The sequence below is a fragment of the Pseudomonas sp. LBUM1678 genome, assembly GCF_059695575.1.
The window spans coordinates 5,568,335-5,579,993 of the sequence record NZ_CP166775.1 but is presented as its reverse complement, the minus strand read 5'-3'; the positions used below and the strand labels follow the sequence as shown (position 1 = coordinate 5,579,993).

The 11,659-nt window shown below is 56.9% G+C and carries 9 protein-coding genes and 1 pseudogene; 3 read left to right on the top strand and 7 right to left on the bottom strand.

Going from position 1 to position 11,659, the window contains the following annotated elements; translation table 11 throughout:
- Positions 1-115 precede the first annotated feature (115 nt).
- A complete protein-coding gene (locus tag ACA070_RS25310) occupies positions 116-535 on the bottom strand; it encodes a hypothetical protein (RefSeq protein WP_497448794.1) in 420 nt (139 codons plus the stop codon).
- 57 nt (positions 536-592) lie between these two features.
- Here ACA070_RS25310 and ACA070_RS25305 point away from each other — a divergent pair.
- Positions 593-933 (top strand): annotated as a pseudogene (locus ACA070_RS25305) (sensor histidine kinase); the annotation flags it as partial.
- Positions 934-962: 29 nt separating this feature from the next.
- The gene (locus tag ACA070_RS25300; RefSeq protein WP_497448793.1) at positions 963-1,331 is read left to right on the top strand and encodes a PH domain-containing protein; all 369 of its coding nucleotides are present in this window, start codon (positions 963-965) and stop codon (positions 1,329-1,331) included.
- 133 nt (positions 1,332-1,464) lie between these two features.
- Here the strand turns inward: ACA070_RS25300 and ACA070_RS25295 are convergent, their stop codons facing one another.
- The 6 genes from ACA070_RS25295 to ACA070_RS25270 form a co-directional block, all read right to left on the bottom strand.
- The gene (locus ACA070_RS25295) at positions 1,465-1,686 is read right to left on the bottom strand and encodes a formate dehydrogenase subunit delta (protein ID WP_497448792.1); all 222 of its coding nucleotides are present in this window, start codon (positions 1,684-1,686) and stop codon (positions 1,465-1,467) included.
- Entirely contained in the window at positions 1,683-4,565 is a 2,883-nt protein-coding gene (gene fdhF, locus ACA070_RS25290; RefSeq protein WP_497448791.1) for a formate dehydrogenase subunit alpha, read from the bottom strand. The genes ACA070_RS25295 and fdhF overlap by 4 nt, the downstream gene beginning before the upstream one ends.
- The gene (locus ACA070_RS25285) at positions 4,562-6,124 is read right to left on the bottom strand and encodes a formate dehydrogenase beta subunit (RefSeq protein ID WP_497448790.1); all 1,563 of its coding nucleotides are present in this window, start codon (positions 6,122-6,124) and stop codon (positions 4,562-4,564) included. Before ACA070_RS25285 ends, fdhF begins: the two co-directional genes overlap by 4 nt.
- On the bottom strand, positions 6,121-6,597 hold the full coding sequence (locus ACA070_RS25280) for a formate dehydrogenase subunit gamma (RefSeq protein ID WP_497448789.1): 477 nt from the start codon (positions 6,595-6,597) through the stop codon (positions 6,121-6,123). The genes ACA070_RS25285 and ACA070_RS25280 overlap by 4 nt, the downstream gene beginning before the upstream one ends.
- A gap of 719 nt (positions 6,598-7,316) precedes the next feature.
- Entirely contained in the window at positions 7,317-7,628 is a 312-nt protein-coding gene (locus tag ACA070_RS25275; protein ID WP_497448788.1) for a DUF3077 domain-containing protein, read from the bottom strand.
- Positions 7,629-8,174: 546 nt separating this feature from the next.
- Positions 8,175-10,607, bottom strand: coding sequence for an AAA family ATPase (locus ACA070_RS25270; RefSeq protein ID WP_497448787.1), 2,433 nt, complete (start codon positions 10,605-10,607; stop codon positions 8,175-8,177).
- A gap of 307 nt (positions 10,608-10,914) precedes the next feature.
- Between ACA070_RS25270 and ACA070_RS25265 the strand changes: the two genes are divergently transcribed.
- On the top strand, positions 10,915-11,601 hold the full coding sequence (locus ACA070_RS25265; protein WP_497448786.1) for a hypothetical protein: 687 nt from the start codon (positions 10,915-10,917) through the stop codon (positions 11,599-11,601).
- Positions 11,602-11,659: the final 58 nt, after the last annotated feature.

Here is an 11,659-nt window from a genome sequence, read left to right as displayed (position 1 = left end):
CTCTTGGTGCACAGAGCGCGCGATGATAGCGCAGCCAGCGCCCGGGATTATCTGATGGCCACTGGCTTGCTGCTAAAGGTGTGCCGTCGAAGAGTGAAGTGCTGGGCAGTGCTCATTAGTCATGAAAGATCAGTGCGCATATCACAAACGTCAGGAACGTCGTTACCAGACTGCACGTTCCGGCTATCAAATGACGCCCGACCGGATACTCACCTTGCTTGAACCTGGCGACTATGAAGAGCCATGTCCCGATGAAGGCGCCAAGGGTCGACATGATCGTATAAAGAATGACAGCGGGTCGTACTTCTGTCTCAACGGGGCTCGCGAACACCAGCACGACCGTGGCGACAATCAAACTGGCCAGAGCACCTGCCAGGTTGGCGAACCACAGATTGAAGCTGCCACGGTTCCTCACTATCCAGAACCAGATCCCCGCTGACGCAGCCAGGAACACCAATATTGCGAAGAGGACCATTGATTCTTCCTTGTTAACAATGGCTTCCATTGTTCTAAGAGGTGAGGTGATGGCGCGCACGATAGCAAATCAGTGGCGTGGTGTTGAAGTGAGCGGGGCAATCAAGCAGCAAAAGGTTATTTCGGGAGGCCGTTGGGGCTTAAGCGGGTGAGGCCAATCTGCTCGATAACGCGATCAAGTCCGTAAGAGAGCCGGCGATTGAGCTGATTCCTGCTGCCGGGGACCTGTGGATCAAAGTACTGGATCGTGGACCGGGGATTCCTGAGTCGAGTCATGAACAAGTGTTCGCGCCGTTCTTTCGCCTGGAAGGATCTCGTAACAAAAGTACCGGGGGAGTCGGGTCAGGATTATCGGCGGCGCGGGCCATTATGTTGGAGCATGGCGGGGAATTGAAACTGCGTAATCGGTTGAAGGGCGGGTTGGAGGCATTGGTGGTTTTGCCCGTGCATCCGGCTTAGATGTTCATTTGATAAACAGGGAATGACAGATGATTGATTTCAACAACAAAGGCTTCTTCAAACTCAAGCAAAACGATGAATACGCCGAACGCGTTACTTCGCTGCTTCTGGATGGGGAGCAGGTAATCGACTCCTACAAATCCATGCGCGATGGGGTGGTGTTTACAAACAAGCGGATCATCGCGGTGAACGTGCAGGGCCTCACTGGCAGCAAGAAAGACTTCACCTCGTTGCCGTACAAAAACATCGTGGCGTATTCGGTGGAAACGTCAGGGACGTTTGATCTGGATTCCGAACTGGAGATTTATTTTTCTTCGTTGGGGAGGGTGAAGTTTGAATTCACCGGCAGGACTTCGATGGTGGAGATCTCGAAGCTGATTTCTCAGCATTTACTCTGAACACTCAACCCCTGTGGGAGTGAGCCTGCTCGCGATGAGGGCAGTCCATTCAGCATAAGTGTTGACTGAACTGACGCTATCGCGAGCAGGCTCGCTCCCACAGGTTTTGGGTCAATCTTGAGGTTGTGTGAACCTACGCCTCCCAACCCGCGCCACTAACCGCTGCCTGCGCCAACGGGTGCAAGTCCGCCCCTTGATGCTCCGTCTGCCAGGCCAGCAATTCCTTGCGCATGCCCGGCGTCCAGTACATCTTCAGATGATTACGCACTCCGAGCACGGCCGCTTGCTGGTCCGGTTCGGTGGCGAAATACAGGGCGATCTGATTGACCATCTTGATCAGGTTCTCAGTACTCATCGGCGCACCTCCGCTTTAGCGCCACGGGCCTGGCGGCGTTCCTTGAGCAAACGGTCCTGTTCGTCGCTGAAGGCCTGGTAGCGTTTTTGCCACTCGGAAGGGTGGTAGACGCGACTGACTTCCACGGCGGTGACCTTGTACTCCGGACAGTTGGTGGCCCAGTCGGAGTTGTCGGTGGTGATGACGTTGGCCCCCGATTCCGGGAAGTGGAACGTAGTGTACACCACGCCCGGGGCGACCCGTTCGGTGACCCGCGCACGCAGTACGGTCTGCCCGGCGCGGCTGCCGATGCCGACCCAGTCACCTTCGTTGATGCCACGGCTTTCGGCGTCGGTCGGGTGGATTTCCAGGCGGTCTTCGTCGTGCCAAGCGACGTTTTCGGTACGTCGGGTCTGGGCGCCGACGTTGTACTGGCTGAGGATGCGTCCGGTGGTCAGCAGCAGCGGATAGCGATTGTTGACCTTTTCCTCGGTGGGCACGTAGCCGGTGAGCATGAAGCGCCCCTTGCCGCGCACGAATTCCTCGATGTGCATGGTCGGCGTGCCGTCCGGTGCCGCGGCGTTGCACGGCCATTGCAGGCTGCCGTGGCGCTCCAGTTCGGCGTAGCTGACGTTGGTGAAGGTCGGCGTCAGGCTGGCGATTTCATCCATGATTTGCGACGGATGCGAGTAGTGCATCGGGTAGCCCAGCGCGTTAGCCAACGCCACGGTGCCTTCCCAGTCGGCCTTGCCGCCCAGCGGCTCCATGACCTTGCGAACCCGGGAGATGCGCCGCTCGGCGTTGGTGAAAGTGCCGTCTTTTTCAAGGAACGAACTGCCCGGCAGGAACACATGCGCGAACCTTGCGGTTTCGTTGAGGAAAATGTCCTGCACCACCACGCATTCCATGGCCGACAGCGCTGCGGTGACGTGTTGGGTATTCGGATCGCTCTGGGCGATGTCTTCGCCCTGGCAATACAAACCTTTGAAAGTGCCGCCCAGCGCTGCCTCGAACATGTTCGGGATGCGCAAGCCCGGATCAGGTTGCAGCGTGACATTCCACGCCTGCTCGAACTGCGCCCGTACCACTTCGTTGGAGATGTGCCGGTAACCGGGCAGTTCGTGGGGGAAGGAGCCCATATCGCAGGAGCCCTGAACGTTGTTCTGCCCCCGCAGCGGGTTCACGCCCACGCCTTCGCGGCCGATGTTGCCGGTGGCCATGGCCAGGTTGGCGATGCCCATCACCGCGGTGCTGCCCTGGCTGTGCTCGGTGACGCCAAGGCCGTAATAGATCGCCGCGTTGCCACCGGTGGCATACAGACGAGCGGCGGCGCGGATGTCGGCAGGTTCTACGCCGCAGATCTCGCCAAGCACTTCTGGCGAGTTTTCCGCGCGGCTGACGAGCTCACTCCAGCGGGCGAAATCAACACCCTCGCAACGGGCGTCGATAAAGGCTTGGTCTTGCAGGCCTTCGGTGATGATCACATGGGCCAATGCGTTGAGCATGGCGACGTTGGTACCGGGACGCAGGGCCAGGTGCAGTTCGGCGCGAGCATGCACCGAGTCCACCAGATCGATGCGACGTGGGTCGATGACGATCAGCCGCGCACCTTCCCGCAGACGGCGTTTGAGTTGGGAAGCGAACACCGGGTGGGCGTCGCTGGGGTTGGCGCCCATCACCAGAATCACGTCGGCCTGCATCACCGAGTCGAAACTCTGGGTGCCGGCGGACTCGCCCAAAGTTTGTTTCAAGCCATAGCCGGTCGGCGAGTGGCAGACCCGCGCACAGGTGTCGACGTTGTTGTTGCCGAACGCGGCGCGCACCAGTTTTTGTACGAGGTAGGTTTCTTCGTTGGTGCAGCGACTGGAGGTGATGCCGCCAATGGAATCGCGACCGTACTTTTGCTGCAACCGACGGAATTCGCTGGCGGCGTAAGTCACCGCTTCATCCCAGCTGACTTCCTGCCACGGGTCGTTGATGTGTTTGCGGATCATCGGCTTGGTGATGCGATCCGGGTGGGTCGCGTAGCCCCAGGCAAAGCGCCCTTTGACGCAGGAGTGTCCGTGGTTGGCTTGGCCGTTTTTGTCGGGAACCATGCGCACCAGCTTGTCGCCTTTCATCTCGGCGCGGAACGAGCAACCCACGCCGCAATAGGCACAAGTGGTGATCACGCTGCGTTCGGGCTGACCCAGTTCGACCACGCTTTTTTCCATCAGGGTCGCGGTCGGGCAGGCTTGCACACAGGCGCCGCAGGACACGCATTCCGAGTCGAGGAAGTTCTCGCCACCGGCGGCCGCGACCCGGGATTCGAAACCGCGCCCGGTAATGGTCAGGGCAAAGGTGCCCTGGGTTTCTTCGCAGGCGCGGACGCAGCGGTTGCAGACGATGCACTTGCTCGGGTCGAAGTCGAAGTAGGGGTTGGAGGTGTCCTTCACGTCGGCCAGATGGTTGTCGCCTTCATAGCCGTAACGCACCTCCCGCAGGCCGACCTGACCGGCGACGGTTTGCAGCTCGCAGTTGCCGTTGGCCGAGCAGGTCAGGCAATCCAGCGGGTGATCGGAGATGTACAGCTCCATGACATTGCGCCGCAGGGTCGCGAGTTTCGGCGTCTGCGTGTGCACGGTCATGCCTTCAGTGACCGGCGTGGTGCAGGACGCCGGGTAGCCGCGCATGCCATCGATCTCCACCAGGCACATGCGGCAGGAGCCGAAGGCTTCCAGGCTGTCGGTGGCACACAGTTTCGGAATGGTGGTGCCCATCAGCGCGGCGGCGCGCATCACCGAAGTGCCTTCGGGCACGCTGATGCTGCGGCCGTCGATGTTCAGGGTGACTTGCACCTGGCTTTCGCGGGCTGGAGTGCCGAGATCGATATCGGTTTTCGGGTCGAAGAGAGTAATCATTGCTCGGCCTCCGAGGCTTGCAGACCGAAGTCGGCGGGGAAGTACTTGAGGGCGCTGGTGACCGGAAAGGGGGCCATGCCGCCCAAGGCGCACAGCGAACCGTATTGCATCGTGTCGCACAGGTCTTTGAGGATGATCGCTTGCGCATCGCGATCGCTCTGGTCCGGCGCGGCCAGCATCCGGTCTATGACCTCCACGCCCCGGGTCGAGCCGATGCGGCAGGGCGTGCATTTGCCACAGGATTCCTCGGCGCAGAATTGCATGGCAAAACGGGCCATTTGGGCCATGTCCAAGGTGTCGTCAGCCACGACCACACCGCCGTGACCGATCATCGCGCCGATGCCGGCGAAGGCCTCGTAATCCAGCGGCGTATCGAATTGCGATGGGGGTACCCAGGTACCGAGTGGGCCGCCGACTTGCGCGGCCTTCAGCGGCCGGCCACTGGCGGTCCCGCCGCCGTAGTCTTCCACGAGTTCGCGCAGGGTCAGGCCAAAGGCCCGTTCCACCAGTCCGCCGTGGCGAATATTGCCCGCCAACTGGAAGGGCATCGTGCCCAGTGAACGGCCCATGCCGTAATCGCGATAAAACTGCGCGCCCTTGGCCAGAATCAGCGGCACCGAAGCCAGGGTCAGTACGTTGTGCACCAGCGTTGGCAGGCCGAACAGCCCCTTCAACGCAGGTATCGGCGGCTTGGCGCGGACGATCCCGCGCTTGCCTTCGAGCGAGTCCAGTAGCGCGGTTTCCTCTCCGCAAATGTAAGCGCCGGCACCGACTCGCACTTCCATATCGAAGGCCAGACCGCTGCCGCCGACATTGGCGCCGAGGTAACCGGCGGTCCGGGCGATGTCCAGCGCTTGGCGCAGGATTGCAACGGCGTCTGGATATTCCGAGCGCACATAGATGTAGCCGAAGGTGGCGCCGACGGTGATGCCGGCGATGGCCATGCCTTCGATCAGCAGGAACGGGTCGCCTTCCATCAACATACGGTCGGCGAAGGTGCCAGAGTCGCCTTCGTCGGCGTTGCACACAATGTATTTCTGCGCCGCTTCGGTAGCGCGCACCGTGCGCCATTTGATCCCCGCCGGGAACGCCGCGCCGCCACGGCCACGCAGGCCTGAATCGAATACCTCTGTTGCGGTTTGCTCACCGCCAACGGTCACGGCCCTCGTTAAACCCTCGAAACCGCCGTGGGCCCGGTAATCGTCCAGCGACAACGGCCGGGTAATGCCGGCGCGGGCGAACATCAGACGTTGTTGAGTCTTCAGATAAGGTAATTCTTCCACCAGCCCCAAGGCCAGTGGATGCGCGGACGACTCGCCTTGAAGCGCTTCGAGCACGGACGGCACATCCGCAGCGGTCAGCGGACCGAAGCCGATCCGGCCTTGCGGGCTGTCCACTTCCAACAGCGGTTCCAGCCAATACAGACCGCGCGAACTGGTGCGCTGCAACTCCAGCGGTAGATTGCGTTCCTGAGCCGCAGTGATAAGCGCCACCGCCACCTCATCGGCACCCACGGCACGGGCCAGCGAATCACTGGGCAAATAGAGCGACGGCATCATGCGTCCTCCCGGCAAGCGGCGAGCAAGGCATCGAGACGCTCAGCGCTGAGCCGTGCATGCACCCGGCCATCCAGCTCCAGAGCCGGCGAGCAGGCACAAGCGCCGAGGCAATACACCGGACGCAAACTGATGCTGCCATCGGCGCTGCTGCCGTGATCGTCCAGTTGCAGACGTTCACGCAACTGCGCAGCAAGCTCTTCGGCGCCACGGCTTTTGCAGGACTCAGCCCGGCACAGACGCAGAATATGCTTGGCGGGCGGCGCGGTACGGAAGTCATGGTAAAAACTGATCACCCCGCGAATCTCCGCCTGACTCTGATTGAGGGCGTGGGCAATCTCGGGGACGGCCGCATCGGGGATGTAACCGATGCGCTCCTGAATATCATGAAGAATGGGCAACAGTGCACCCACAGAGCCCTTGTGGCGCTCCAGCAGGGTGTTGACCACAGGCAGGTGCAAACTCTCATCAGGCATTCAGCAATCCTCACGGTCACGGACAAACCAGATGGTTGTCGGTCGTCCGAAAGTGTCGGCTGCGGCACTCACACCACGTCACGGAATCGTGGCAATTTCAGGCCGGTGGCCAGGGCACCCTGAGCGGGCATCTTGTTGTGCCCGGCACGGTCTTCGCCGCACCTCTTAAAGGGCATAAAAGGCAGATTGCCACGCTGCCATTGATTTAACTGCACCAAAGCGACGTGTTCAGTTCTGCCTACGACTATCCATTAAGTCTAGATGAGTGGGGCGCGAGGCGTTCACTCACCGGCCTAATGCCCTGCGGGCCTGTCGATGGGTGATGTATAGCAAGCATTACAGGTGAGAAACAGCATCAGATCCGTGGGCAATTCAGGGAGCAGAGGCGTTGATCAATCCCGCTGTAAACCAAAAGCCATCCACCTTGAGCCGAACAATAAAAAACCCCGAAAAACCTCGAGGCAAATCCAAAATTCCAGTCAGCACACAAAACCCCTGTGGGAGCCAGCCTGCTGGCGATAGCGCCAGCCCAGACAACATCAATGCTGAAGATGCACCGCAATGACAACTCAGCCACCTAGTTGGGCCAAATAATGCCCGTCAGCTCACCACAATCCCTGTGGGAGCGGGCTTGCCCGCGATAGCGTCAGCCAAACCAACAAAAATGCTGAATCAACTACCACCATCACAAGCCACCCACACCCCACAGACCTCAAACACTAAGCTTCAGCCTTCGCCCCCGCCCGCTTAGACGCCAGCTCATTATCCCGATCCCGATTCAGCACCTTCACCGCATCATCAACCACCGCCTTACTCATCGCCGTCAAATAATGCGCAGCCCAGGCGTGGCGGTCGGTGTCTGTGGCGTAGGCAGCATCTTCATTCAGCTTCTTGGCGAGAAACAGAAAGTCAGAAGCCATAGATAACGCATCACCGAGGGGAACGCCGCGAGTGACGTGGAACAGGGCTTGATCCGCACAGTAGATAGCGGGGGTTAGGCCGATGGTTTTCAGCTCTGATTGATCAGTCATTTGCCACCTCCGATGACGGAGAGGCGGTGGGAGAGGGTGGACAGTGGAGCGTCACGCAACTGGGAGGCGCGTTGAGGGAACAGCCAAATTTTGTACGGATTGATGCTGCGCATTATCAGACTCCTTGATATGAGGAGCTGCCACGTTCGTTACCACACGAATGGGTGACAGCTGTGCGCAGGGTGGTAAACCGGGAATCAAGGAAACCGGCACGTCCGAAGACGTCCCACGCACAGCTGCCATAACTCACGCCGCAGGCATAAAAAAAGCGCCTGCAATCGTGATGGGGGCGCTGTAGCGCCTTGAATAACTCGGGTTACCACACCCGGTCGCTGAATTGGCAGCGACGGTGGGAGGTTATCGTGCAGATTCTTTTCCTGCAACCTTCAAACACACGGGGTGATAAATGTGCGGCGGGAGACTTTTGCTTTATGACGTGTGTTGAAAAAGGGCAGGGCCATCCGTGGGTTGTGGCTGCCGTGCGGAAAGCAGCCGCTATCTTGATGTGCGTGGTTCCTGGCACACCAAGCGAGGATCAGATGAAACTCAGAACGGTATGTCTGAATCCAGCTCCTCAGGGCTAAGCGTCAGCAGGTCAGTGGGTTTCGTGGGAGCTGTAGTGGCCTCGCGTAGACTCTCTTCCCCACGCTCGATTGGCAAAGTAACTAATATGGGAGACGCAGGATCCTCGACGATTGAGGCGAGTTGGTGGGCACTGTCTAAGAGTACTGCCTCTGCCTCTGGAATGGACTCATCAGGATCCAGATCCACGAAGTCACCATCCATCATCATCTGGTAATGAGCCATGTGGTCTGTGACTTTAAATATTTTGAAGAAAATCTTCATGTAGCTGGCAGCCATTGCGTCACCGATGGCAACGTAGAGTTCGTCGGGAGCGTAATGCGATCCGTCGTTAACCCAACTGATGAGAGACTGGCACTGAATCTTCTCATGCCCTTCAAACCGAGCGACAAGCGTCTGGGTGTCGATACCGCCAAGGATCTTGAAGTAATTCTCCAAGATCCGGCGCATGGTATTTTGGAGCGTGAGGGCCGGTACGGGCTTTTTCTTCAATTCATTCCACAGTAGCTGATACGAAGTTCTAATGGGGTTAGCGGAGTGGAATTCAATCTCTGAGTAATGCCCAGGTTTACGAACGATCCAGAACCCTTCATCGCCGAGAGAGGCGCCAGGTTTCCGGCTTTGGTTAAAGGTGACCTCCTTGTGAAAATGCACATTGTGAGTCAGCACAAAAATTTGCTTTAGATTGCCTCCCTTTTGTCGGACCTCGGTAAATAGCTGCTTGATTAAACTACTTACGATGAATAACACGTCGCTATCGAGACTGGAGACAGGATCATCAATGACCACGACGCGATCGGTCGTGATACCGGATGTCGTGATGCTGCCTTTGAGCAGATGATAGAAATACAGGAAGGTGACGAACGTCTTCTCACCTTCACTAAGCGTGTTTTTGGCATCCGTTCCATCAGCCCTAATAAGCCTGTAGGAATTTCCAGCACAGGCCGGATCGAGGGAAAAGCTACGAAATCCAAAATCCTTCAGTATTTTGTTTATGGCAATAACCGTGGGCTTAACACTCGTTAGAGATGTTTCTATCTTATCGATCTCTAACTCGGCCTGACCGATGTCCTGCTGAGCCATCTCAAGGCTACTGGTGATTCCTGCAATCGCCTTTTGCAACCGCGACTTGTCAGTACCATAGTCTGCCAAAGTAGCTTTGAGTTCAGACTCCAGAATGTATTTCCACACCTCCCCAGTCAGCTTCTTTTGCTCAGCGGTAAAACCCGCGACCAAGCGATTATGCTCCGTGACTTTCACATTGGCAGCGCGGATGACCTCTTCGACACCGTGGTGAAGCCCTTCAAGACTTTCAAGGTCTACTTCTATGCTCGGGCTGGACACCTTATTGTCGATTCGACCCTTATTGACAAGAACTATGGCCTCCATGGTCTGGAAATCGTGACCGAACTTTTCTTTATCAAGATGAATACAAGCCATGGTCAATATGGCATTAGCCTGACCCAGCAATTCATCCGCGACTCGAGAATAATGCGAGCGAAGGTCTGCTACGGCCTTGGTATCCGCCTCGAATGTTTCATCAAAATAGTCGGCAAGGCTTTTCTCGAAATCATGGGAAATACCTTGCTGGCAAAAAGGACACTTTTCATCCGAGTGTTCTAAAAACCTCATGCCTTGACGAACCCAGTCACTGTTATTAAGTCGCTGAATCAGAGCAGAGATACTTACATCCTCTTTACCTATTACCTTCTTCTTCAGAACCGGACTGGTCTCGAAAGTAATCAAGCGAGATAAGTCGAGATTTGGGACAACGTTCATTGGCGAGGGCGCTTCGCCGTACAAAACTGACGCTCTTTCTTTGAGGTTGGCCAGATCGACAAGGGCTGACTGATTGCTCATACTTTCTTGCAAGACACGAGCCTTAAATCCTTCTTTGCTGTTCCTTACGCCTGTAAAAGCGCCATGGAGTTCGTTGTCGTGCTTTTGCTTTTGATCCCAGCAGCGGGTAAGCAGCTTTGCTTCCAAAGCTGCAAGCTCTGCATTTTTACCGCCATTACTATTCTCACCATCCAGCATCGCCATCGACCTGTTTTTTTGCTGCTGGTGGCGCTGCTTTTCTGCTAGGAGTTCTTTGAGACGATCAAGCTGTTCTTTCTCAGCTTTGCCCAGTGTAAAGACGCCTTTGAGATCTTCGGAGTCCTTGTAGTTATCCTTGATGAAGTCGTTGTTGTAGACCATCGCCGGGATTGGAGTATTCCGCAGCCAAGTGATCTTGGAGTCTCCGGAAATCTCGGGCTTATTTATGAGCCGACTGAGGGTTGTCTTGCCCGCACCATTCGCCCCGTAAAAGAAGTTTATTTGCTTGAGATTCGCGATGGTTTCAGGGGTTGTTGGACTGTAAGTAGCAATATTGGACAGGCTAATCGACTCAATCATGTCTCGCTTCCATCGAGAAACGGCGGCCTGCTGAGACCTGCCGCTCGTTCAAAATTGGAGGGTCGAGACAGCGATACCGACGGCCTTGACCCTGAACAATCGCATGCCGGCGATTGGCCTCGTCCAGCGTAGCCGGTCCGGAGAGTTGAGCAAAGTTTTTGGTGCCTAGGTGGGGCGGCGTAGCGGCGGGAGGATGACGGTGGTTTTTCTACAGGTGAAAAAAAGGTTCTGCAAAGCAAGGCAAATTTAGCATCATGCAAAGTCAAGGTTCGGCAATTCGTGCAAGTAAATGGAGACTAGAAGATACATGCGTAAGCGCTTAGGGCTGATCGGTGGGGTCGTTACGGCCGTTTACTTATTGGGGCTGGCTGCGTTGGTGTGGGGCCGTACCTACGCACTAATGATCATGCCTTTGAATGAGGTAGGCGATTTTCTTGCAGGTGCTTTCGGACCGGTCGCGTTTCTCTGGCTTATTCTCGGCTTCCTGCAACAGGGCGATGAATTGCGACAGGGTACTGAGGCGCTTAAGTTGCAGGCCGAAGAGCTCAGAAACTCTGTGGAGCAGCAATCGATCATGGCGTCCGCTGCCACCCAGCAGATCAACGCACAGCAGCAGGCGCTGCAACTGCAGTTGGAGGAAACAGAGCGCACCTTTCGGGCGAATTTCGTTTTTGGTGGCGGGCCCTCGGTCAGCTCCAATCGCGGCCTCGGGTTCTATGCGGAAACAAGTATTGAGATAGGGGTTGCAAGGTCCGTTGCGCACGCAGTTGAGATAGCCATTGACCCACCTTTTGGGGGAGTCAGTGAAGGAAAGTTCGCAGCAATTGACCTCAAACGCTCTGTTTCAATACCGGTGAAATTCTTCACGTTGCCGGAAACGTCAGGGACTGTATCAATTTCGTATGACGGTGCAGACGGAAAGCGTAGAGAAGAAAGCTTCGTATACACGACGTTGAATGGGCATCCTTGGGTAGAAATCAAGAGAGCAGATTAGCTGCGCGGCGTAGGGCAATCTCTGATCCCCAAAGAACAGCTAAGAAAAAGAAAGGGGG